The 23,973-nt window shown below is 65.8% G+C and carries 20 protein-coding genes and 1 pseudogene; 18 read left to right on the forward strand and 3 right to left on the reverse strand.

Features of this window, described 5'->3' with window-relative positions:
* The first annotated feature begins 27 nt into the window (after nt 1-27).
* The 8 genes from dusB to recQ all read left to right on the forward strand — a co-directional run bounded on the left by dusB (nt 28) and on the right by recQ (nt 9,210).
* A complete protein-coding gene (gene dusB / locus CEY11_RS07930) occupies nt 28-1,047 on the forward strand; it encodes a tRNA dihydrouridine synthase DusB (RefSeq protein ID WP_088602849.1) in 1,020 nt (339 codons plus the stop codon).
* Between the two features lie 212 nt (nt 1,048-1,259).
* Nucleotides 1,260-1,499, forward strand: a complete 240-nt coding sequence (locus CEY11_RS07935) for a helix-turn-helix domain-containing protein (protein ID WP_088602850.1) — start codon at nt 1,260-1,262, stop codon at nt 1,497-1,499.
* A gap of 18 nt (nt 1,500-1,517) precedes the next feature.
* Nucleotides 1,518-3,110, forward strand: coding sequence for a bifunctional phosphoribosylaminoimidazolecarboxamide formyltransferase/IMP cyclohydrolase (gene purH / locus CEY11_RS07940; protein ID WP_088602851.1), 1,593 nt, complete (start codon nt 1,518-1,520; stop codon nt 3,108-3,110).
* 135 nt (nt 3,111-3,245) lie between these two features.
* Nucleotides 3,246-3,785 (forward strand): crossover junction endodeoxyribonuclease RuvC, encoded by a 540-nt coding sequence (gene ruvC / locus CEY11_RS07945; protein ID WP_088602852.1) that lies wholly within the window; start codon nt 3,246-3,248, stop codon nt 3,783-3,785.
* A 154-nt stretch (nt 3,786-3,939) separates the two neighbouring features.
* Nucleotides 3,940-4,524 (forward strand): Holliday junction branch migration protein RuvA, encoded by a 585-nt coding sequence (gene ruvA, locus CEY11_RS07950; protein WP_088602853.1) that lies wholly within the window; start codon nt 3,940-3,942, stop codon nt 4,522-4,524.
* A gap of 217 nt (nt 4,525-4,741) precedes the next feature.
* Nucleotides 4,742-5,809 (forward strand): Holliday junction branch migration DNA helicase RuvB, encoded by a 1,068-nt coding sequence (gene ruvB, locus CEY11_RS07955; protein WP_088602854.1) that lies wholly within the window; start codon nt 4,742-4,744, stop codon nt 5,807-5,809.
* A gap of 268 nt (nt 5,810-6,077) precedes the next feature.
* Nucleotides 6,078-7,217 carry a fimbria/pilus outer membrane usher protein gene (locus tag CEY11_RS07960; protein WP_088602855.1) on the forward strand — a complete coding sequence of 380 codons (1,140 nt, stop codon included), beginning with the start codon at nt 6,078-6,080 and terminating at the stop codon, nt 7,215-7,217.
* Between the two features lie 160 nt (nt 7,218-7,377).
* Entirely contained in the window at nt 7,378-9,210 is a 1,833-nt protein-coding gene (recQ, locus tag CEY11_RS07965) for a DNA helicase RecQ (RefSeq protein ID WP_088602856.1), read from the forward strand.
* Nucleotides 9,211-9,369: 159 nt separating this feature from the next.
* Here recQ and CEY11_RS07970 read toward each other — a convergent pair whose 3' ends face one another.
* Entirely contained in the window at nt 9,370-11,160 is a 1,791-nt protein-coding gene (locus CEY11_RS07970) for a ClcB-like voltage-gated chloride channel protein (protein ID WP_088602857.1), read from the reverse strand.
* A gap of 160 nt (nt 11,161-11,320) precedes the next feature.
* Here CEY11_RS07970 and CEY11_RS07975 point away from each other — a divergent pair, with 160 nt between their 5' ends.
* The 10 genes and pseudogenes from CEY11_RS07975 (at nt 11,321) to CEY11_RS25355 (ending at nt 21,430) form a co-directional block, all read left to right on the forward strand.
* The gene (locus CEY11_RS07975) at nt 11,321-12,022 is read left to right on the forward strand and encodes a response regulator (protein WP_088603212.1); all 702 of its coding nucleotides are present in this window, start codon (nt 11,321-11,323) and stop codon (nt 12,020-12,022) included.
* 33 nt (nt 12,023-12,055) lie between these two features.
* The gene (locus CEY11_RS07980; RefSeq protein WP_088602858.1) at nt 12,056-13,480 is read left to right on the forward strand and encodes a sensor histidine kinase; all 1,425 of its coding nucleotides are present in this window, start codon (nt 12,056-12,058) and stop codon (nt 13,478-13,480) included.
* Nucleotides 13,481-13,737: 257 nt separating this feature from the next.
* Nucleotides 13,738-14,184, forward strand: a pseudogene (locus tag CEY11_RS26060) (AAA family ATPase); the annotation flags it as partial.
* A 120-nt stretch (nt 14,185-14,304) separates the two neighbouring features.
* The gene (locus CEY11_RS07985) at nt 14,305-16,512 is read left to right on the forward strand and encodes a LuxR C-terminal-related transcriptional regulator (RefSeq protein WP_233154784.1); all 2,208 of its coding nucleotides are present in this window, start codon (nt 14,305-14,307) and stop codon (nt 16,510-16,512) included.
* A gap of 110 nt (nt 16,513-16,622) precedes the next feature.
* A complete protein-coding gene (locus tag CEY11_RS07990; RefSeq protein WP_088602860.1) occupies nt 16,623-17,636 on the forward strand; it encodes a Bug family tripartite tricarboxylate transporter substrate binding protein in 1,014 nt (337 codons plus the stop codon).
* 18 nt (nt 17,637-17,654) lie between these two features.
* Entirely contained in the window at nt 17,655-18,506 is an 852-nt protein-coding gene (locus CEY11_RS07995) for an enoyl-CoA hydratase/isomerase family protein (RefSeq protein ID WP_088602861.1), read from the forward strand.
* A 49-nt stretch (nt 18,507-18,555) separates the two neighbouring features.
* Complete coding sequence (locus CEY11_RS08000; RefSeq protein ID WP_233154785.1) at nt 18,556-19,773, forward strand: CaiB/BaiF CoA transferase family protein; 1,218 nt, start codon at nt 18,556-18,558, stop codon at nt 19,771-19,773.
* A 23-nt stretch (nt 19,774-19,796) separates the two neighbouring features.
* Nucleotides 19,797-20,492 (forward strand): enoyl-CoA hydratase-related protein, encoded by a 696-nt coding sequence (locus tag CEY11_RS08005; protein WP_233154786.1) that lies wholly within the window; start codon nt 19,797-19,799, stop codon nt 20,490-20,492.
* Nucleotides 20,489-21,238: an NAD(P)H-dependent oxidoreductase gene (locus CEY11_RS08010; RefSeq protein WP_088602864.1), complete on the forward strand. Its 750-nt coding sequence runs from the start codon at nt 20,489-20,491 to the stop codon at nt 21,236-21,238. Before CEY11_RS08005 ends, CEY11_RS08010 begins: the two co-directional genes overlap by 4 nt.
* A gap of 18 nt (nt 21,239-21,256) precedes the next feature.
* A complete protein-coding gene (locus tag CEY11_RS25355; RefSeq protein ID WP_158215234.1) occupies nt 21,257-21,430 on the forward strand; it encodes a hypothetical protein in 174 nt (57 codons plus the stop codon).
* Here CEY11_RS25355 and CEY11_RS08015 read toward each other — a convergent pair.
* Entirely contained in the window at nt 21,427-22,476 is a 1,050-nt protein-coding gene (locus CEY11_RS08015) for a cytochrome d ubiquinol oxidase subunit II (protein WP_088602865.1), read from the reverse strand. The genes CEY11_RS25355 and CEY11_RS08015 overlap by 4 nt on opposite strands.
* Nucleotides 22,473-23,807: a cytochrome ubiquinol oxidase subunit I gene (locus CEY11_RS08020; protein WP_088602866.1), complete on the reverse strand. Its 1,335-nt coding sequence runs from the start codon at nt 23,805-23,807 to the stop codon at nt 22,473-22,475. The genes CEY11_RS08015 and CEY11_RS08020 overlap by 4 nt, the downstream gene beginning before the upstream one ends.
* Nucleotides 23,808-23,973: the final 166 nt, after the last annotated feature.

Here is a 23,973-nt window from a genome sequence, read left to right on the forward strand (position 1 = left end):
GCCTGGCGACAGGGTTAAAATCCCCCGATGCGCATCGGCTCCTGGCTCCTTCCCAACCCTGTATTCGTCGCTCCCATGGCGGGCGTGACCGACCGTCCCTACCGCCAGCTCTGCAAGCGGCTGGGCGCCGGCTACGCCGTCTCCGAGATGGCTGCAAGCAATCCCAGACTCTGGGATAGCGTCAAGACCTCGCGCCGCCTCGACCATGCCGGCGAGATCGACCCCATCGCGGTGCAGATCGCGGGGTCGGATCCGGCCATGCTGGCCGAAGCCGCCGTTTTCAATATCGAAAAGGGCGCGCGCATCATCGACATCAATATGGGCTGCCCGGCCAAGAAGGTGTGCAATACGGCGGCCGGCTCCGCCCTGCTGCGCGACGAAGCCCTGGTGGCGCGCATACTGGAAAGCGTGGTGGCGGCCTGCACCCCGCTGGGCGTGCCGGTTACGCTCAAGACCCGCACCGGCTGGGATCGCAGCCACCGCAATGCGCCGCGCGTGGCCAAAATGGCGGAAGACATAGGCATTGCCGCGCTGACCCTGCACGGCCGCACCCGCGCCGACCTGTACCAAGGCCACGCCGAATACGACACCATAGGCGAAGTCAAAAACCTGCTGAAAATCCCGGTAATTGCAAATGGGGATATCGATAGCCCGGAAAAAGCCGAATACGTATTAAAGTACACCGGTGCCGACGCCATCATGATCGGCCGGGCCGCGCAAGGCCGTCCCTGGATTTTCCGCGAAGTGGCGCATTACCTGGCAACAGGCGAATACCTGGCGCCACCCACTTATGGCGAACTGCGCGCGTGCCTGCTCGACCACCTGGAAGACCATTATCGTTTTTATGGGGAATTCACGGGGGTGCGCTCGGCGCGCAAGCACATCGGCTGGTATTTGGCCGAGCTGCCCGACAGCCAGGCTCTGATGGCCAGCATCAACGCCATCGAAAGCACGCGCGAGCAGACGGCCGCCCTGATCCACTGGTTCGACCACCGGCCCGCCGACGGGCCGGCCACACAGAGGATGCCGCAGCGGCTGGCCGCGTAAAGCGGCGGGCCGGGCCGCCAATAGGCGTATAAAGGGGTAGCGGCCGAACAAGAAAAGCAACAAGGCGCATAGCCACAGCATATACAGCAGCATTACGGGGCGACGCGGCAACGCAGCCGCCCCGGCGCGGCGCGGCAAGATGACTGCCGGCCGGGCGAAGCCACAAACCTGATTTATATAAGCACAATAACCAAACGCGATACCGAACCGCCATGAACCACAAGTCCCCCCTGGAACAGTCCGTCCGCGACCGTCTCGAACGTTATTTTTCCGACCTCGGCGACGCCGAGCCGCACGACCTGCTGGCCATGGTCGTGAGCTGCGTCGAGCGCCCCGTACTGCAGGTCGCCCTGGAAAAATCCCAGGGCAACCAGTCCAAGGCCGCCGCCATGCTCGGCGTCACGCGCAGCACGCTGCGCAAGAAGCTGCTCGCACATAATCTGCAACCCTGAACCTTCCCTGTCCAACTCATGAAAATCCAGACCGCCCTGATTTCGGTTTCAGACAAAACCGGCATCGTCGAATTCGCCAAGGCTCTCGCACAACGCGGGGTGCGGCTGCTGTCCACCGGAGGCACGGCAAAGCTGCTGGCGCAAGCCGGCCTCGCCGTCACCGAAGTGGCCGAACACACCGGCTCGCCCGAGATTCTCGACGGCCGCGTCAAGACCCTGCACCCGAAGATCCATGGCGGCCTGCTGGCCCGCCGCGACAGCGCCGAACATCTCGACACGCTGCGCCAGCACGGCATCGACCGCATCGACATGCTGGTGGTCAACCTGTATCCGTTCCGCGAAACCATCGCCAAGCCTGGGTGCTCGTTCGCCGACGCGGTGGAAAACATCGACATCGGCGGCCCGGCCATGCTGCGCGCCGCAGCCAAGAACCATGGCACACAGGAAGGCGGCGTCACGGTAATCATCGACCCGGTCGACTACTCGCGCGTGCTGGCCGAAATGGACGGGCCGAGCGGCACGACCTCGTACGGCCTGCGCCTGGAGCTGGCCACCAAGGCCTACGCCCATACCGCCTCCTACGACGGCGCCATCGCCGCCTACCTGAGCAGCCTGACCGAGGCCGAGCCGGCCCAGGAAGCGGCGCCCGGGCGCGAGCCCTGGCCCCGCACCCTGACCCTGCAGGCGCAGCGCCACCAGGTGCTGCGCTACGGCGAGAACCCGCACCAGGCGGCGGCCTTCTACGTCGAAACCCCGGTCGGGCCAGGCCTGCTGGGCGGCTACCGCCAGTTGCAGGGCAAAGAGCTGTCCTATAACAATATCGCCGACGCCGACGCCGCCTGGGAATGCGCGCGCAGCTTCGACACGCCGGTCTGCGTCATCGTCAAGCATGCCAACCCTTGCGGTGTAGCCACGGCGGCCACGTCCGAGCAGGCCTACCGCCAGGCCTTCAAGACCGACCCCACCTCGGCCTTCGGCGGCATCATCGCCTTCAACCGGCCGGTCGACGGCGCCACCGCCCGCGCCGTGACGGAACAATTCGCCGAAGTGCTGCTGGCGCCCTCGTACAGCGGCGAGGCGCTGGCCGTGTTCGCCGCCAAGAAGAACCTGCGCGTGCTGGAAGTGCCGCAAGGCGAGGCGCACAATGCCTTCGACCTGAAGCGCGTGGGCGGCGGCTGGCTGGTGCAGACGCCCGACGACCATCAGGTGCCGCCGTCCGAATTCAAGGTGGCCACGCGCAAGGCGCCCAGCGATGAACAGATGCGCGACCTGCTGTTCGCCTGGAAGGTTGCCAAGTACGTCAAGTCCAATGCCATCGTGTTCGCCGCCGGCGGCATGACCGTCGGCGTGGGCGCGGGCCAGATGAGCCGCGTCGACTCGGCCCGCATCGCCTCCATCAAGGCCGGCAACGCCGGCCTGAGCCTGGCCGGCTCGGCGGCGGCCTCGGACGCCTTCTTCCCCTTCCGCGACGGCCTGGACGTGGTGGTCGATGCCGGCGCGTCCTGCGTGATCCAGCCCGGCGGCAGCATACGCGACGACGAAGTCATCGCCGCGGCCGACGAACGCGGCATCGCCATGGTGCTGACCGGCGCGCGCCATTTCCGGCACTAGCACCGCGCCGCCCGTGACCAGCCGCTACGCGAATTGCATGAGCGCCGTCCCCATCCCGTACGCGCCCAGGCACCGCAAGGTGGCAAACGTGTTCCCGGCGCGGCGTCGTCCCGGAAGCCCGGCCAGCGGGATCCGATGCGCATACTAGGCATCGACCCCGGGCTGCGGCGCACCGGCTTCGGCGTCATCGAGGCCCACGGCATGCGCCTGAGCTACGTCGCCAGCGGCACCATCGTGGTGCCGGCCGGCGAGCCGCTGGCGCAGCGCCTCAAGGTCATACTGGACAATCTGCGCGAAGTCGTGGCCTCGACCCGGCCCGACGTATCGGCGCTGGAAAAAGTCTTCGTCAACACCAACCCGACCTCCACGCTGCTGCTCGGCCAGGCGCGCGGCGCGGCGCTGTGCGCGCTGGCCGACAGCGAGCTGCTGGTGCACGAATACACCGCGCTGCAGATCAAGAAGGCGGTGGTCGGCAACGGCCACGCCGCCAAAGAGCAGGTGCAGAAAATGGTGCAGCACCTGCTGGCCCTGGACGGCCTGCCCGCGGCCGACTCGGCCGACGCGCTGGCCTGCGCCATCTGCCATGCCCACGCCGGCCCGCTGGCGCAGCGCCTGCAGCGCGCCGGCGGCACCGCGGCGCACCGCAGCCGCCTGCGCGGCGGGCGCCTCGTTTGAAAGCCGATACGGGCTTGCCATCAAAAAGACAAGAGGCCTTGCTTCGCCTTGCCGTACTATTTGCACTGTTCTCCGGCTGCGCGCCTTGCCCTCTCGGCGCGCTTGCCGTTTTGATCGCAAGCCCGCAAGAATTGAACGCTGAAAGGACGATCCGATGATCGGAAGAATCACCGGCACGCTGCTGGAAAAAACCCCCCCTACCGTCTGCGTGGACGTGGCCGGCGTGGGCTATGAAATCGACGTGCCCATGAGCACCTTCTACGATCTGCCCGAGACCGGCGCGCGCGTCAGCCTGCACACCCATCTGGCGGTGCGCGAAGACGCCCATACCCTGTACGGCTTTTCCACCGCCAGCCAGCGCAGCACCTTCCGCGCCCTGATCAAGGTCAGCGGCATCGGCGCGCGCACCGCCCTGGCGGTGCTGTCGGGCATGACGGTCGACGAACTGGCCGAAGCCGTCACCCGCCAGGAGACCGGGCGGCTTACGCGCGTGCCCGGCATAGGCAAGAAAACCGCCGAACGCCTGCTGCTGGAGCTGCGCGGCAAGCTCGGCGCCGACCTGGGAGGCCAGGGCGGTGCAGCCGGCGCGCCGTCCTCGGGGCGCGACGACATCCTGAACGCCCTGCTGTCGCTGGGCTATTCCAACAGCGAGTCGCAGGCCGCGCTGAAGAAGCTGCCCGAGGGCGTGGACGTGGCCGAAGGCATACGCCTGTCGCTCAAGTCCCTGGCCAAGGGCTGAGCCAGCCGGCCGGCCGCGGCGCCGGGCGCAGCGGTTTCCCCGGCCTGGGCGCCCGGCGCCACGGCCGGAACGCCGCCGCAGGCGGCACGCTGTATTCCGGGTTGCGGGCCGAACGGCACCCCGCGGCCCGCAACGCCGCGCGGACGGATGCGGCGCCTTCCGCTGCAACGCAAGCGCGTAGTGTACGATTCATTCATTCATCGCCGAATCCGATGCCATGGCCATACATTCCGACTCGCTTTCCAGTTCGGCGCCGCCGCAGCGCCTGGTAGCCCCGCAGCCTTCCTCGCCCAACGAAGAATCGATCGAGCGCGCGCTGCGGCCGCGCGCGCTAGCCGACTACGTGGGCCAGGATCGCGTGCGCGAACAGCTGGAAATCTTCATCGCCGCGGCGCGCAAGCGCGGCGAGGCCCTGGATCACGTGCTGCTGTTCGGCCCGCCGGGGCTGGGCAAGACCACGCTGGCGCACATCATCGCCCATGAAATGGGCGTGCAGATGCGCCAGACCTCGGGGCCGGTGCTGGAGCGCGCCGGCGACCTGGCGGCGCTGCTTACCAACCTGGAAAAGAACGACGTACTGTTCATCGACGAAATCCACCGGCTCTCGCCGGTCGTCGAGGAAATCCTCTATCCGGCACTGGAAGACTTCCAGATCGACATCCTGATCGGCGAAGGGCCGTCGGCGCGCAGCGTCAAGATCGACCTGCAGCCCTTCACCCTGGTGGGCGCCACCACCCGCGCGGGCATGCTCACCAACCCGCTGCGCGACCGTTTCGGCATTGTTTCGCGCCTGGAGTTCTACAACGCCGACGACCTCACCCACATCGTCAAGCGCAGCGCCCATCTGCTCAATGCCGAGATCAGCGCGGACGGCGCGGCCGAAATCGCGCGGCGCGCGCGCGGCACGCCGCGCATCGCCAACCGCCTGCTGCGCCGCGTGCGCGACTACGCCGAGGTCAAATCGCACGGCCGGATCGATTCAGCCGCGGCCGGGGCCGCGCTGGCCATGCTGGAAGTCGACCCGCAAGGCCTGGATCTCATGGATCGCAAGCTGCTCGAAGCCATCATCCACAAATTCGACGGCGGCCCGGTGGGCGTGGACAGCCTGGCCGCGGCCATAGGCGAAGAGCGCGACACCATCGAGGACGTGATCGAGCCCTACCTGATCCAGCACGGCTACCTGCAGCGCACGCCGCGCGGACGCATGGCCACGCAAACCACCTGGCGCCACCTGGGGTTGACGCCGCCCAAAAGCAATTCCGGCAGCGGCGAACTATTTTCCTGACACGGGCTTGCGACCAAAACGGCAAGCGCACTGAACGAACAAGGCGCGAATCCACACGAGCACCGCACAGGCGCGGGCCCTCGCCCAGTAAGGCACATACGCCATACATACGCCCGCGGCCAGGGGCGCGCTTGCACGCGCAGCACCGACCGATGCGTGCAGGCCACAGTCAGCCCTTGCCGCCCGTGCGACGCGATTACAATGACGGTTTCCGGGCCCGCCGCCTGCTGCGGCGCCCGCCCGGGAACTGGCAATGGCAGTGCTTGCAATGAAGATTTCCACAGTGCTGGCCGGCGTGGCGGCGGGGCTCATGATCCCGGCCGGCGCGGCCGTCCACGCGCAGGCCGACATTGCGCAGAACGGCCCGACCCTGCGCGATCTCGCTCCCGTACAGACCTATAGCGTGCCCGACAACGATCGCGTGGCACCGCGCCCGCTACCGCCGCCCGACGACGGTGATGCCGGATCGGGGCTGCGCGTCGACGATGCCGCGGCGCCCGCAGCCGACCAGCCCGAGCCCCTGGATCTGAAGGGCACCTGGCGCCGCTTGCGCCCGGCCTACGCGCCGGGGGCCTGGCAGCCCATGGGGCTGGACGTGCTCGACGACCGGGCGCCGGCCTCGGGCCAGACCATGGCCTCCCTGGGCTGGAGCCTGGGCAGCAAGAACTGGCGCTACACGAGTTCGGGCGGCCTCGGGCTGACGCTGGGAAACGTCTCGCCCACCACGCCGGCCTGGGCCTCGTCCCCGACGCTGGGTGGCGTGGGCTTTTCCAACGGGCTGTCGCAAGGCGCCACCGCAGCGGGCCAGTGGCAGTACTCCGCCATGGTCGGCGCCCTGGACTACACTCCCAGCGGCGCCGAGGGCGGCCTGGACTATGGGCCGGCTGCCGGCGCCTCGGTGCTGCGCTATGGCCTGAGCAACGACCTGACCCTGGAATCGCAGCTGGAGACGGCTCCGTCCATGAATACCATCGGCCTGGGGGGCACCTACGATATGCGCCAATGGGGCGCCTGGTCCGCCGGCGTGGCCCGCGCCACCCAGGAGATGGACGACGGCATGCGCTACCGCGTCGGCTACCAGACGAGCCTGCTGGGCCGGCTGCAGCTTTCGTGGCTCGGCGAGCGCCGCAGCGCCGGTTTTTCCGATCTGAGCCTGTATCGCAACTTCGCCGACAACGAGGCGCAGACCAGCAACCTGTGGAAGCTCACCGTGCCGCTGGACGGCTACGGCAGCCTGAGCGGCTCGTACCAGGCCACCGAAACCCCGTCGGGGCCGCCGGTCGAGGTGTTCGGCGTATCGCACCAGTTCGCCCTGAGCCAGAACGTGAAATTGGCGCTGCAGGCCCAGCGCCAGCGCTACACCGGCGACTACGACGTGGGCCTGCAACTGTCCATACCCCTGAATTGATTAGGGCCTGCGGATCACGCCGGCAGGCAGACCAGCCGCGCGGCGGGACACATTGCCGTGGATCGAAATGGAACGCCGGCACGGGGGCCGGCCGGCAAGGCGATAAAATGCCCTATTTCACGCGGCGGCGCCGCGCGCTTCCCTGACTACACAACACTGCATGCCCGCTACACTCGAATCCCCGCTCGACATCCTGCAACGCGTCTTCGGCTACGAGTCGTTTCGCGGCGACCAGCAGGCCATCATCGAGCACGTGGTCGAGGGCGGCGATGCATTGGTGCTGATGCCCACCGGCGGCGGCAAGTCGCTGTGCTACCAGATACCGGCCCTGGCGCGGCCCGGCACCGGCGTGGTGGTCTCGCCGCTGATCGCGCTGATGCAGGATCAGGTCGACGCCCTGACCGAGCTGGGTGTGCGCGCCGCTTTCCTGAACTCGACGCAGGACTGGCGCACGGCGCGCGAGGTCGAGCAGGCCTTCCTGGACGGCGAACTGGATCTGCTGTACGTGGCGCCGGAACGGCTGGTGACCGAACGCTGCATGGAACTGCTGGCGCGCGGCCATATCGCCCTGTTCGCCATCGACGAAGCGCACTGCGTATCGCAATGGGGGCACGACTTCCGCCCCGAATACCTGGAATTGTCGATCCTGTCCGAGCGCTGGCCCGAAGTGCCGCGCATCGCGCTTACCGCCACGGCCACCACGGCCACGCGCCAGGAAATCGCCCAGCGCCTGAACCTGGTGTCGGCGCGCCATTTCGTCGCCAGCTTCGACCGCCCCAACATCCGCTACCGCATCGTCGAGAAAGCCGACGTCAAGCGCCAGCTGCTCGACTTCATCCAGGGCGAGCACGCCGGCGACTGCGGCATCGTCTATGCGCTGTCGCGAGCCCGCGTCGAGGACACGGCCGAATTTCTCAGCCAGCACGGCATACCCGCGCTACCCTACCACGCCGGCCTGATCGCGGCGACGCGCGCCGCCAACCAGTCGCGCTTCCTGCGCGAGGACGGCCTGGTGATCGTCGCCACCATCGCCTTCGGCATGGGCATCGACAAGCCCGACGTGCGCTTCGTGGCGCACATCGACCTGCCCAAGTCGGTCGAGGGCTACTACCAGGAAACCGGGCGCGCCGGACGCGACGGCCTGCCGGCCACGGCGTGGCTGGCCTACGGGCTACAGGACGTGGTGCAGCAGCGCCGCATGATCGACGAATCACCCGGCGAAGACATGTTCCGGCGCCGCCTCGGCGCCCAGCTCGACGCCATGCTGGGGCTGTGCGAAACCGTGTCCTGCCGGCGCCAGCGCCTGCTGGCCTATTTCGATCAGGCCATCCAGCCTTGCGGCAATTGCGACACCTGCCTGGAGCCGCCGCAGGCCTGGGACGGCACGGTGGCGGCGCAGAAGATCCTGTCGGCCGTGTACCGCCTGTGGCGCGAGCGCGGCCAGCGTTTCGGCGCCGGGCACCTGATAGACATCCTGCGCGGCAAGCCCACCGAGCGGGTCAAGCAATACGCCCACGACGAACTGACGGTTTACGGCGTAGGCGCAGACCTGTCCGAGCAGGCCTGGCGCGGCGTGCTGCGCCAGTTGCTGGCGCAGAGCCTGCTGGCCGTGGATCACGAAGGCTATGGCACCCTGGCCCTGACCGAGGGCAGCCGCGAGGTGCTCAAGGGCGAACGCACCCTGATGTTCCGCCGCGAGCCCGAGAAACGCAGCCGCAGCCGCAGTTCGGGCACGCGCCGCAAAGAGGCCGAAATCGACCTGCCGGCGCACGCGCAAGGCACTTTCCAGGCGCTGCGTGCCTGGCGCGCCGAAATAGCGCGCAACCACGGGGTGCCGGCCTACGTCATTTTCCACGACGCCACGCTGCGCGAGATCGCCGCCACCGGGCCCGCCTCGATGGACGAGCTGGGCCACATCAGCGGGGTGGGCGCCCGCAAGCTGGAAGCCTACGGCGAAGAGATCCTACGCTGCGTGCAGGCCGCCGGCGCCTGACGCTACTTCCGCACCAGGCGCAGCAGGGCCTGTTCACCCTTATAGGGATGCCAGTTGCGGCCACCCCCGAAGATGAAAGAGGCCTCTTTCACGCTAGCTCTTTCACGCTAGTCATTCCGTTTCTAAATCAAGCGTGAACGCGAAAGCGAAGAAGCAGAATCAGCCGCGCGGCCGCGCCACGCGCACGTCCAGCCTGACCTCGCCGCTGGCGTCTATGGATTTCTTGAGCGCGCAATACTTTTCGAGCACCGAGGACTTGTACACCACGCCCAGCAGCCTGGGCTCGGCCGAACTGGCTACCACCGGCAGCCGCTCGCCCACGAAGTTGACGAAATGGGCCTGGGCCTCGTCCAGCGTCATGTCGGGCTGCAGGGGCTTGACGAAATCCAGCCGCAGCACGTCTCCGGCCTTGCGATCCTGCGCATCGGCGCCCTGGTTCAGCAGCATGCTGGTCAGGTCTTGCTGGGCGATGACGCCCTGGAACATCTCGTTCTCGTCGACCACGTACAGGTATTTGACGGGGTAATCGATGAACATCTGCAGCGCCTCGCGCACCGGCGCGGCGGTGTTCACGATGGTGACCGCCGGCTTGATCAGGGCGCTGAGCGGCGTGTCGCGCAGCTGGTGGCGCGTCTCGACGTCGCGCTCGCGCACCAGCACCACCTCGTACATGGCCACCTGAGCAATGCCGCGCGACACGAAATAGGCCACCACGCAGGCCACCATCAGCGGCAGCACGATCTGGTAGCTGAGCGACATTTCGAAGATCATCAATATCGCCATCAGCGGCGCGCTGGTGGCCGCCCCCAGGAAGGCGCCCATGCCGACCAGCGTGTACAGATAGGCCTCGGGCGAGAGCGTCGGCCACAAATACACGACCACCTGCCCGAACAGCGTGCCGAAGGCCGCGCCCACGAAAATCGTGGGCGTAAACACCCCGCCGACCGCGCCCGAACCCACCGTCAGCCCGGTGGCCAGCACCTTGCACACCAGAACCAGCACCACCGCATACCAGGCCCAGTGGCTGTGCAGCAGCGAGTTGATGACACTGTAGCCATTGCCGGCGACCCTGGGCACGAAGATCGACAGCAGGCCCAGCAGCAGCCCGCCCAGGCCCAGCCGCAGCGGCAGCGGCAGCCCGGTGCGGCGGAAGCTTTTCTTGATGAAATCGAGAATCTTCAGGAACAGCGGCGCCCCCAGGCCGGCCAGCACGCCCAGGACGATGAAGGGCAGCACCTGCAGGCCGCCTATCTGCGGCACGTTCAGCACCGCGTAATTGGTGTGGTAGTAGCCGGTGAGCCGCATGACGACATTGGCGGTGGCGGCGGCAATCAGCAGCGGGCCCAAGGCCTGCATGGTCATGGTGCCCAATATGATTTCCGCCACGAACATCGCGCCGGCCAGCGGCGCCCCGTAGGCGGAGGCCACGCCGGCGGCCGCGCCGCAGGCCACCAGCAGGCGCAGGCGCGCCGTGTTGAACGAGGTGAAGCGCCCGATGGCCGAGGCGCTCAGCGAGGCCAGGTGCACCATGGCTCCCTCGCGCCCGATCGACCCGCCCGAAGACACCGTGCACAACGACGACAGCGTGCGCAGCAGGCCCTGGCGCAGCGACAGCCGGCCGTCGCCGATGGCCACCGCCTCCATGTAGTCGGAATTGGCGCCGGCCTTGAAGCGCGCGGCGCCCCACAGCAGGCTGCCGGCCACGACGCCCCCGGCCATGGGGAACAGCAGGCGCCCATACCAGGGCAGGCTCTGGGTGACACCGACAATCGAGCCGCTGCGGCCGGTGACCAGCTCTTGCAGCAGATCCATGCCGCGGTGAAAGACAATGGTGGCCAAGGCGCCGAGCACACCCACCACCGCAGCCCAGCACAGCATGGCGGGCAGATCCGAAAGCCAGGAATAGCCTTCCAGGCGATGGCGGATGGAGGAAAGCAGGCTGGAACTCATGCGCAATTTCAGGTAATGACGGGCGCGCCGCCGCCGGCGGCAGGGACGGTAATCATAGACGCAAACCGGCATGCACGGCCACACGGCGGCCTAGAAGCCAGTTATTTCAGGCAGTTACCGGAACTTGCCAGGCATGGGCCGAACCGGCACACTGGCGCTTATGGATACCCCGCTAGTCAAAGTTCTGGTCGTCGACGACGACCCCGCCCTGCGCCAGCTGCTGGCCGATTATCTGAATCGCCACGGCTACGACACCCTGCTGGCCGCCGACGCCACCGACATGGTGGCGCGCATCCAGCGCTACGCGCCCGACCTGGTGGTGCTCGACCGCATGCTGCCCGACGGCGACGGCGCCGAGGCCTGTAGACGCTTGCGCGAGCAGGGCGAAGACATACCCGTGATCCTGCTTACCGGGCGCGACGAAACCGTAGACCGCGTGGTGGGCCTGGAGGCCGGCGCCGACGATTACGTCGGCAAGCCTTTCGACCCGCGCGAACTGCTGGCCCGCATCGAGGCCGTGCTGCGCCGCAAGAAAGGCGCCTCGGCGCTTACCAAAGAACAGCCCGTCACCTTCGGCCCCTTCGTCTTCGACCCGGCCACGCGCCAGCTGTACAAAGACCAGGCGCCGGTCAAGCTCACCGGCGGCGAGGTCAACCTGCTCGAGGCCCTGGTCAAGAATCCCGGCAAGCCCCTGTCGCGCGACCGGCTGCTGGCCCTGGCGCGCGACGACGACGAAGGCGAACGCAACGACCGCGCCATCGACATCGCGGTGCTGCGCCTGCGGCGCTCCATCGAAGAAGACCCCAGGCAGCCGCGCTGGATCCAGACCGTCTGGGGCGTCGGCTACCGCTTCTCGCCATAGGCCCGCCATGCCGCGGCCTCCCCTGCACCCACGATGAAATGGCGCTCCTTCCTGCCGCGCTCGCTGCACGCGCGCATGATCCTGCTGACCCTGGGCACGGTGCTCCTGGTACAAGCAGCCACCGTCGCCAGCGTCAACTACTTCCGCCGCACATTCGTCGAAGAAGTGGCCGTGCAGTACACAGCCACCACCATCGCCACGCTGCGCGCGGCCTTGGCCACCATACCCGACGACGAGCGCGCCGAGTTCGTGCGCCACGCCTCGCAAGACCAATGGCACCTGTGGTCGCGCAGCCTGCCCTCTGAAGCCCGCATCGGCCGCTGGCGCCATCGGCCTTCCGACGCGCACGACCGCCCTCCGCGGCGCGAACCGCCCCCCATGCCCGACGACATGCGGCGCGACCTGCGCCTGTTCGTGCGCCTGCTCAATGAACGCCTCAGCGACGGCACGCGGGTGGCGCTGTCGCGCGGCCACCGGCCGCGCATGTTCATCTCGCTGGCCAGCGACTTCGGCGAAGACGACACCCCGCGTGACAAGGAATGGCTGGTGATCCCCCTGGATCACATCGCCCCGCCGGTCGCCACCCCGGCCATCGTCGGCTGGCTCGGCGTCATGGGGCTGTTCCTGCTGATATCGGCCGTGTTCTCGTGGCACATCACGCGCCCGCTGACACGGCTGGCCGACGCCGCCGACCAGCTCGCCGCCGGCCAACCGCAGCGCGTCACGCCCTCCGGGCCGCGCGAAACCCGGGTGCTGGGCGAACGCTTCAACGCCATGCTCGACGCCCTGGCCGAGTCCAGCACGGTGCGCCGCACCCTGCTCGCCGGCCTGCCCCACGACCTCAAAGGGCCTCTGTCGCGCATGTGGCTGCGCGTCGAAATGGCCGACGATTCCGACTTCAAGGACGGCATGCGCCGCGACATCCAGGACATGCAGCGCATGGTCGACCAGTTCATAGGCTTCGTACGCGGCACCGACCCCGGCACCTACCACTTCGCGCCGCTGGCCATCAACCCCTGGCTCGAAGAACAGGCGGCAGCCTGGGAAAGCGCCGGCAGCGCGGTGCACCTGACCGAGCTGGCCTCCCAGCCCATGACCGTACGCGCCGACCGCATCGCGTTGGGGCGGCTGCTCGACAACCTGGTGACCAACGCCTTCAACCACGGCAAGCCGCCGGTGGAACTGGCACTGAAGGCCGAAGACGGCTGGGCCGTGATTTCAGTCACGGATCACGGCCCCGGCATCGCCCCGGCGCGCCGCGAAGAGGCGCTGCGGCCCTTCTCGCGCCTGGACGAGGCCCGCACCCGCACCGGCTCGGTAGGCCTGGGCCTGGCCCTGGCCGACGCCGTGTCGCGGGCGCACGACGGCAGCCTGACACTGGAAGATGCCGAGGGCGGCGGCCTGAAGGTGGTGATACGGCTGCCGACCCAGACCGCTGCAGGCATTGCTGCAGGCTAATTTCCTGCCACGGCGATGGCCCGTTATCCCACCCGGCCAGCACGATGACGTCGTGGGCTCTTCCGCATCGCGCCTGGGGCCCTGGCGACCTTACTTTCTGCGGACTGCCTAAATAGCCGCATACGACGGCCGCTACATGTTCGCTATACTCTGAAGGGACGCGCGTTTCGCAAACACCACGAGACATATCGTTATCGGCACCAGGCTTCGAGCGGCTGGGGATGTAGCGCTGCTTGCTCTTTCGTAGGGGGTATCGTATGCACTTGAGCACGCCGCTACGCGTGCGGGCGGATGCCGATCCGCCGATAGCTACGACCGGAGGCCAAGGCTTCAGCGTAGCAAACGTTGCACCGGCCAGGCGCGGAGATATTCTCCGCCATGACGCGCTGCGCCAGCTGGACGCGGCAAAAAATGCGTCCTGCGTGGTGCTACATGGGCCCGCCGGCAGCGGTAAAAGCCATTTGCTTCGAGCCTGGGCCGCGCGCCAGGCGTCGGCGGGCGCCACCTGGATATGGGTGGACTGCGAGCGCCTGCCCAAAGAAGGTATCGCCGCTCCGCTCGTTGGCGCGTGCCTGAGGACACTGCCCGAGCTGAGTGCGAATTTTCCCGATCGGCGCACAGGTACGAAAAACGAAGAGGATGTCCCGTTGATTTTGGGATTGATCCGTGCACTTTCGCACCATGCCGGCCCCTTCATTTTCGTATTCGACAATTTGCACGCGTGCGAGAACCAGAACCGTTTGCAGTGCCTGCAGGCTCTTCTGGACTATTGCCCTCCGCACCTGCAGTGTCTGTTCGCCCATAGGGCTCCGCTACCTCTATCCTTGTCGCGTCTACGGGATTGTGGGGCTCTACTGCAGATCGGGCCGGCCTCACTGGCCTGGAACCTGGAGGAGACCCGCGCTTTTATTCGCAACAAGTTGGGAGTCAGGGCCTATACCCGGGCTCAGGCCTGGTTCGATCTGACCCGGGGGTGGTGTACCGGCCTAGTCTATCTGAGCGATGCTTACGACAGCGCCAAGAATGGCGAAACAGATCCGGAGCATGGGCTGCCGGGTGCCTTATTGGACTATCTGGAAACCGAAGTCTTGCGGCAGCTTTGTGAAGAAGACATATATTGCTTGACCGTACTGGCGCAGCTGGATTCCGACCACGACAAACTGTTGCCTTCCATGCTGGGCACAGGCTGGCCGGCAATTGTGCACAAACTATCGCAACTGAGCCAGTGCATGGGCTTCCTCCAGGCGCAAGGCTCCCCGGGTATGCCGGCTCGATGGGATCTGCATCCGATTCTGCGTCTGGCGCTCCAGCGGCGATTTTCCGGTTGGACAGCCGATGCGCAGGCCACGTTCCATCGGCGTGCCAGCGCCGCATTCACGAATATCGCGGACTTCAAGCGTGTGGTGCATCACGCCATCTGTGCCGGCGCGCCCGACACATTGGGATTGATGGAACAGAGTGTGGAAGCAATGGGGCGGAAGGGAGATCTGCCCCGGATAGCCCAAGTGCTGTCGCTACTGCCCGCACAAGTGCTTCAGGCCCGCCCGCGACTGCAGTCCTGGCTGGCCATGGCCGCGCTGATGGCGCACCGCCTCGAAGACTGCCGCCTGATGATCGGCCGCCTGTATGGGCAGCGGCCAGGGGCGGACGAAGCCGAGCGCTGCCGCTGGCATGTCATAAGTGGCATGCTGGCCATATATTCAGACGACATCGATGCAGCAGCGGCGCTGGTGCCCGTACTGGAAGCGATGCATCCGGAACGGATCGATACCGTTACCCGAAGCGGGCGACGCAACGTACTGTCTTGGATCTACATCCATCAAAGCGCCTACGGGCGAGCCCGGCAGATGCAGCTGGACACGCCGGCCGACGAATCGAACAGGCCCGAAGAAACCATGTTCGGCAGGCAGATCGGCCGCTGCATGGCGGGCTTCAGCCTTGCCCTCGAGGGCAAGATGAATGAGGCCGAGCGGGTCTATCGCGAGGTGCTTGAAAAATGCGGGCCGCAGGAGGAGCAGCTCATGGACGCCATATGCCAGGCGTCGGGGCTCTTGGGCGAAACGTTATACGAACTGAACGACTTGGACAGCGTTCTGGCACTGGCGGTGCGGCAGGACGAAATGGAGCGCGTCGCCATCCCGGACACTTTCCTGCGCGTAATGCTGGGCATCGGACGGACACTGGCCATTCGAGGCCGCTTGCGCGAGAGCAGCGAAATCCTGCTGCGCCTGGAACAGTATGCGCGTGCCCGGAATTTGCGCCGTATTCTGGCCTATAGCCTGCTCGAGCAGTGTGCCCTGTCGCTGCGAGCCCACGACCGGGCACACGCAGAACACCTCCGCCGCCAGTTGGCCGGCCTACGTCGCCGGGACAAAAGCGGGCCGCTGGGCGGCGGCGTGGACATCACGGCGGTGGCCCGTAGAGCGGATATTCTTTGCTGCATCGCTGCAGGGGACATGGCGGCGGCCCACCGGAACATTCTCCGCCTCATGGAATGCAGCCTGGCAGCGGGACGCTACCGACGCGTGGCGGCCCTGTGTTGCCAGATCGCGATAATAGAACGTCGCCAGGGCAGGCATGTGTCCGCGACGGAGCACTTGAAAGAAGCGCTGGCCATCGGATACCGCATGGGTTTGTTGCGCAGCCTGCTCGACGCACACCCCGATGTGCCGGACGCGGCGCAAGATATTTTGAGAATGGGCGGATTGGATTCGATGGCGGCATTTCAGGCCGACCTGCTTTGCAATGCTCCCGGTATTTCTCCGCTTGCCGGGCCGTCCGTACACGCGCCGAGCCATAGCGCCACCCTGGGGCAGGACGATCGACCCCATGATGACGAGCTCTTGACCGGCCGGGAACTGGATATAGCGCGCCAGCTCATTCTGGCGCTGCCCAACAAGCTGATTGCACGCAGCCTGAGCCTGTCTCCGGAAACCGTCAAATGGCATCTGAGCAATATCTACCAGAAGCTCGGCGTGTCCAACAGGCACGACGCGGTTGCGCGGCTGCGTAGGCTTCTGCTCGGCTCCTGACCTCCCACCCAATCGCACAGCCCCCCCGACATGGGTGGGTAGCTTGCCGGGATGCTCTTGGGATAATCCTCTCCACCAGCCAAAGATCTGGCAAGAACAGGAGGAGAGACATGTCCCAGAACCATTTTGATGTCGAGGGCCGGCGCCGAGTGCTGCAATACATGACGGCGTTAGGCCTGCTTTCATGCGCGGGTCTGCCCGCGACCGGCCTGGCGCAAAGCTACCCCAACCGGCCGATAAGACTGTTGCTCGGCTTTGCGCCCGGTGCTGCCACCGATGCTTTCGCAAGAATCGTGGCCAAGCAGTTGTCCGCCATGCTGGGTCAGCAATTCATCGTAGAGAACCGGCCGGGAGCCGCCACCCGCATAGCGATGGACGACGTTCAGAAGTCGGCGGCAGACGGATATATGCTCGGTTTCGCAACTGCGGTTACGGCTGCTTTTCCCCTTCTGTTCAAGGGCATGTCTTTCGATCCGGGGCGCAATTTCACTCCGGTTGCGATGCTCGGGCGCGCGCCGATGTTTCTGGTGGTACGCAGCAGCATGGGCGTGAACACCTACAAGGAGTTCGTCGACTACGCCCGGAAGAAAGGCAGCCTGGCCTTCGGCCATCAGGGCAAAGGCAGCAATCCCCATCTGGCAGGACTCGCGCTAGCCAAATCCGCCGGCTTTCATGTGGTGGATGTGCCGTACCGGGGGGGCGGCCCTTTGTCGCTGGCGTTGGGCGCGGGCGAGGTTGATTTCGCGATGATCGAATACGCAGGCGTACGTCCCATGCTCGAGCGCGGCGTGGTAAAGCTTCTGCTGGTGACCGAGCCGGATCGATCCCCGAATCAGCCCAATGTCCCCGCAGGGCGTGAAGTAGGCATGCCCGCCGATGCCGAAGGGCTCGCACCATGGTTCATGCTGATTGCGCCGCCCGGGATGCCCGAACCCGTCACCGCGCTTCTCGGCTCCGCCGCCAAGAAGTTGTTGGCGCTGCCAGACGTGCACAAGGAACTGCTTGGCATAGGGATCGTGCCCGGCTATGCCGACTCTCAAGCAACTGCCCAGTTCTTTGTGTCGCAGCGTAAACGCATCGTCAAGCTGGCGCACGACCTCAATCTTTCTTTATCGAAATCCTGACCCGGAGCCGACCACGATATGGAAGGAAGAACGTATGCGCTTTCCGTGTCTTCGTTGAGAACAGCCCGGGGGGTGGCCGAGTTCATCCACGAAGATGCCGAGCGCCGCAATCCGCTGGGTTCGGCATTGCGCCACGACTATGAACGCATGCTGGATATCGTCGAGAACGACCCAGAGATCAAATGCCTGCTGTTGGCCGGATCGGGCGGCAGCTTCTGTGCAGGCGGCGACATCCGTGAAATGCGCAGCCGTATCGAAAGCGGCGACCCGTCGAACCACTCTCCCGATGCGACTCGACAGCGCCTGGAGACAGCTTCGCGTTGGTTATCCCGGCTGCGGAACCTGAACGCGATCGTCATTGCCTGCGTAGACGGCCCGGCTTATGGAGGGGGATTCAGCCTGGCACTGCATGCCGATTTCATTCTGGCCTCGCCGCGGGCCGATTTCTGCATGTCGTTCATCCGCCTGGGGCTGACGCCGGACTTCGGTGCCGTCTACTGCCTTTCCCGGCTAGTCGGCCTGGCAGCGGCCCGAGACATCCTTTTGACAGGGCGGCGTCTGGATGCCCAGTCCGCGCACACCATGGGTATGGTTCACGCGGTTCTAACACAAGAGACTCTGATGAAGCGGGCCCATACGATGGCCGACATGATCTGCCGAGGCTCGGCGCAGGCCTTGTCCATGACCAAGGCGATGCTGAACCGCGGCCTCGAGTCGGATTATGCGGCGTCTGCCTCGATGGAGTCCTACGCCCAGGGCATCTCCATGTCCACCCCCTACCACAAGCGGGCCATTGAGGCTTTCCTTGGGCGCGAGCCCCTCCAGTATGAATGGGATCGCGACTGGCCGGCCCGGCCGCAAGCAGAGTAAATGCGGCCAACGGCATGGAAACCAAAAGCATCAACCCAGGAGGCATAAATTGACTCAAGATGCTTCACCGCGCGGAGGGCCGCTTGCCGGCCTGAAAGTGATCGAGCTGGCAACTATCGTGGCAGCCCCGTCGGCCGCGTCTTACTTGTCGGACTATGGGGCGGAGGTGCTAAAAATAGAATTGCCCGATAAAGGGGACGGCCTGCGCAATTTCCCTCCATTCAAGGACGAGCACTCCCTTTGGTGGAAAGTCGTCAATCGGGACAAGCAGCTGATCACCCTGGATCTGCGCAAACCCCGTGGGCGCGAGATTTTCAAGTCCCTGTTGCCGCATTACGACGTCCTGATAGAAAACTTCCGCCCCGGAACGCTGGCAAGATGGGGGCTGGATCCAGACACATTGAGGCAATGCCGGAAAGACCTTATCGTGCTGCGCGCCACGGCTTTCGGGCAGGATGGCCCGTACCGAGACCGCCCGGGATTCGCGCGCATCTTCGAAGCCATGGGAGGCCTGACCTATATAAGCGGAGAGCCGCAGGGCGCCCCCATGCATGCCGGCTATCCCATCGGCGATTCGATAGGCGCGCTGTTCGCCGCACTGGGCGTGATGGTCGCCTTATGGCGCCGAACGGCACATCCGCAAGCGCCGGGCGAGGAGATCGACCTATCCATGACCGAAGCGATGATCAAGCTGCTGGATTTCCTGCCCATGCAGCACGATCTCCTGGGCAAGTCGCAACAGCGATCCGGCAACGTCAGTCAATATGCGGCGCCCACGGGCGTATACAGGACGCGCGACGGGGGCTGGGTGTCTCTGTCGGGCAGCACCGATGCTCTTTTTGCCGCCAATTGCCGTGCCATCGGTCGGGAGGACTTGCTAGCCGACCCTCGCTACGCCAGCAACCGCGCACGCTGCAAGAATTCGGATGAAGTAAACAGACTATTTGAACAGTGGTTTCTGCTGCACGACCAGAATGAGGTTGTCGAGCGTTTCCAGAAGGCCCACGGCACAGTGGCCCCGGTGTATTCGGCCGAACAAGTCGTCAACGACCCACAGGTAGTGGCCAGGAAGTTTCTGCAATCCGTCGAGGACGAGGACTTCGGGTCGGTGCGGATTCCGGGCGTAGTTCCCCGTTTCCGCAACTCGCCCTGCCGAATTGCGCATGCGGCCAGATCGATGGGGGCGGATAACGAAACTGTCTACAGCCGTCTGCTGGGAATTTCCGCGGCCGAGCAAGATATCCTTCGCCAACAAGGAATAATTTAGGCGGCACCATGACAACACATGTATTGACCGAACAACTTGGCGACACATTACATATCACCCTGAACAGGCCGGACAAACGCAATGCCATCGACATGCCTATGTTCTCCCGGCTGGCGGCCGAACTGGCGGAGGCGGAACGAGAGCCCCTGGTGGGCGCCGTGCTGCTATCCGGCGCGGGGGAGTCTTTCTGCGCCGGCCATGACCTGCGCGCGTTCTCAAGCTGGCCGCAGCAACCAGACGGCCCGGTTCCGGCTTTCCTACACGCCTTGGCCGCTTTGCGAAAGCCCCTGGTAGCGGCAGTTCACGGCCACGCCGTGGGCATTGGCGCCACGCTGCTGCTGCACGCGGATTGGGTGATCAGCACACCAGATGCGCAATTGCTCTTGCCATTCGTGGATATGGAAATCGCCCCCGAAGCAGCCAGCAGCCTGTTGCTGGCGCAGGCCATAGGCCTGGTCAGAGCCAAGCGCGCCATGTTGTCCGGAGCCGCCTTTAGTGGTCAACAGGCCTACGATTGGGGCATGGTGACGGAACTCTGCGACCGGGAGACGCTGCTCGCCACGGCGCGGGAAAAAGCAGAATATCTCGCGACGAAGTCCGGCTCGGCGTATGCCCGTATCAAGTGGCTCCTGATGTCGCCCTACGACGTGCATCGGCGCATCGACGAAGAAGTAGACGCCATCAACTTTGCCGTCCTGAAGCAGCGAGGGGTTTCATGAGCACCGCTGGAGTCGAAGGCAAGCGCGCCCGCATCGTGCTCGCCCACCCGGAACCCCGCTCTTTCGTCGCCGCCATGGCGGATACTGCACGAACCGCGCTGACCCACGCCGGCTGGCGAGTCACCGTTTCCGACCTTTACCGCAAGCGGTTCAATCCGGTAGCCAGCGCCGCCGACTTCCGCAACAGGAGCCGGCCGGATTACCTGGTCTACCCTTTAGAGCAGAGGCACGCCCACGCGCAGGGCTCATTGGATCCCGACATCGAGGAAGAGGTCAACGCAGTACTGGAATCGGATTTGCTGATATTGGTCTTCCCGGTATTCTGGTTTTCGACCCCGGCCATATTGAAGGGATGGATAGACCGAGTCTTTCTATCCGGGGCATTCTACGGTGGGCGCCGCGTCTATGATCGTGGCGGGATGACGGGAAAACGCGCCATGATCATCACTGCGCTGGGGGGGCGCGAGCATATGTTCGGTGCGCACGGCATCCACGGAGAGCTGGCGGGCGGCATGCTGCGCCATTTGCAGCAGGGCACGCTGGGATATGTCGGATTCGAGGTTCACGAGCCTTTCATCGCCTACCACGTTCCGTATATCACTCAGACAGAACGGAAGGCGATGCTCGAACGACTGGAGACGGAACTGGCGGCGATAGATGCGCGCCCCCTGGTTTCTTTTCCGTCACTGGAGAATTTCGACGCCCAGTTCCGCCCACTCGGCGAAGCCGGGAACACGGAAGACTAAGGAGCGGCACGGCTGGGTATGCCGGAACGGAACAGGCTGATTGCCGGCATCGTCCTTGATCATCCCGCGATCCGGAATGTATTCGACGATAACCGGATCGCCGAACCAACGGCTCATTGCGCAACTGAACCGGCAACCGTCGCGCGATCTCGAGGCCTTGCCATGCAGGCCATCCAGAAATATTTTGCCTAAGGCTTGAAATCCGGCGGCACGGGTGGGCGCGACAGGCCGAACATGCGCCAGTACACCCAGATATTGAAGATCAGCGCCACCGGCAGGGCTATGACGGTGGCCGACAGGATCAGGCGCAGGGACGATACCGACGCGGCCGCGTCCCAGATGGTGATGTTGTCCAGCACCAGGTAGGGAAAGAAGCTGTAGCCCAGGCCGCCCAGCGTCACCAGGAAGATCAGCAGCACCATCATGAAGGGGAACATGGTGGTGCGGTAGCTGCTGTTGATCATGCGCTGCAGGCACATTTCCACCGACACGAAGGCAAGCAGCAGAAAGCCCCACAGGCCCACCACCACGGCCCAGTCGGGCCCGTCGCTCCATTTCAGGAACACGCCGGTATTGGCGAAGGCCAGCACCACGGACACGCCCACCGCCCCGGCGGCGGTCCAGCGCACCGCGCGCCGCCCCCACAGCACGGCACGCACCCGCAATTTGCCGCCCACGCGCATAATGAGCCAGGAGGCGCCCAGCAGGCAGTAGGCGGCCGGCACGCACAGGCCTGTGAACACCAAGAACCAGGTGTAGCCGGGCTCGTCCTGGTAGCTGACCACCAGTTGCCCGAGCAGCAGCCCGTGCGCCACGGCGGTGACCAGCGAGCCGAGCCCGAAGCCCAGCAGCCAGCGGGCCTGCATCTCGACCGGCGAGCGCAGCCGGAACTCGAAGGAGACCGAGCGCAGCAGCACGCCCAGCGCCAGCAGGCATAGCGGCAGGTAGAGCTGACCCATGATGCTGCCCCAGGCATTGGGAAAGGCCGAAACGAACAGTCCCATGCCCAGGAACAGCCAGAACTCGTTGGCGTCGCGCCAGGGGCTGAGCAGCGCGGCCATGCGCGGGCGCAGATCCGCCGGCGCGAACAGCGTCAGGCAGCCGACGCCGATGTCGAAGCCGTCGAGCACCGTGCCGGCCACGATCACGGCGTACAGCACCGCCATGAAGGCCAGGGGCATCCAGAACGCCGGATCCTGCGCGCTCATGCCCAGCGAAGCGGCGAGCGACTCGATCATGCCCTACCCCTGGTGCGCGCCACCGGCACTACGCCGTAGCGGGCGATGTGCCGCAGCATGTGCAGAAAGCCGAGCATCAGCACCGCGTAGAACAGCGCATAGGCGGCAAGGCCGCCGAGCAGCATTTCGGGGCCGGCAGTGCCGGAGATCTCGGACAGGGTGACGGTGCCATTGACGGCGAAGGGCGACAGGCCGAACAAGGCATAGGCCATGCCCGCCAGGCTGCCGACCCAGCCCGACAGCATCATCAGGCGCAGGAAGCGGCGCCAGCGCCGGGACAAGGCGCCGGGATCGAACTGCCGCTTGCGTACCCGCAAATAGGTGCCCCAGCTGGCCAGCAGCATCAGCAGGCCCACCAGCGCCATGAGACGCACCGACCAGAAGACGGCCGCTACCGGCGGGCTCATCCCGGAAAAATGATCCAGCCCGAGCAGGCGCCCGTCCTTGTCCTGCCCCAGCAGGCGGCCGCCGGCATGGTGCCAGACCCAGGCGGCGCGATTGCGGCCATTCTGCGGCCAGGCGAACAATATCAGGTCGGGCTGTGTGCCCGAGTGCCAATATGCCGCCGCCGCGGCCGCCTTGGCCGGCTGGTAGCGCGCCACCATGTGCGCGGCTCCGGCGCCGGCGCCGCCCTGCAGCAGCACGCAGGCCATGGCCAGGCACAAAGCCGTCTTGAACACCATGCGCTCGCTGTCGTCGAGCGGCCGGCGCAGCGTCTGGCCGGCGGTCACGCCCAGCATAAGGAAGGCAGCCGTCAGGCCTGCCGACAGCAGCAACAGCGCCGCGTGCCAGCCCACCGAGGGATTGAACAGCACCTCGCGCCAGTCCAGGACGCGGTACTGGCCGTCCAGCATCAGGGCGCCCGCGGGCGTCTGCATCCAGGACATCAGCGCCAGAATCCAGAAAGCCGCCAGCGTGGCGCCCACCGCCACCATAAACACCACCAGGGTGTGCAGGCGGCCCGACAGGCGGCGCTGGCCGAACAGCATGGCGCCGAGGAAGCACGACTTGAACACGAACGTGGTCAGAATGGCGGCCAGCAGCAGCGGGCCGGCGACTTCGCCGATCTTGCCCATCAGCCCGGGCCAGAGGCTGCCGAACTGGATCAGCACCGGCATGCTGGAGGCGAAGGCCAGAACGAAGGCCAGGGCGAAGACGCGCACCCAGAAGCGATAGGCGTCCGTCCAGGCCGCCACCCCCGAGACATGGGCACGGATCTTGAAATACAGCAACACCCAGGCCAGCCCCAGCTCCACCACCAGGAACAGCGACAGAAACCCCAGGCTGAGGAAGAATTGGATCTGCGAGAGCCAGAGAGTGGAATTCACCATGTCGGACGCCAGGGCCGGCCCGCGCCGCCCCTGGCATGTACTCACTAAATGGGCCGTAGTGTAGAGCCCTTCGCCGGCCCTGACTACTGCGGGCCGGCCGGCGCGGGCAACGGCTGGCGCGGAAGGAAGCCGGGGAACATGGCAAAATGCCTACTTTGCATGATAT

The organism is Candidimonas nitroreducens (assembly GCF_002209565.1).
Classification (GTDB): domain Bacteria; phylum Pseudomonadota; class Gammaproteobacteria; order Burkholderiales; family Burkholderiaceae_B; genus Candidimonas; species Candidimonas nitroreducens.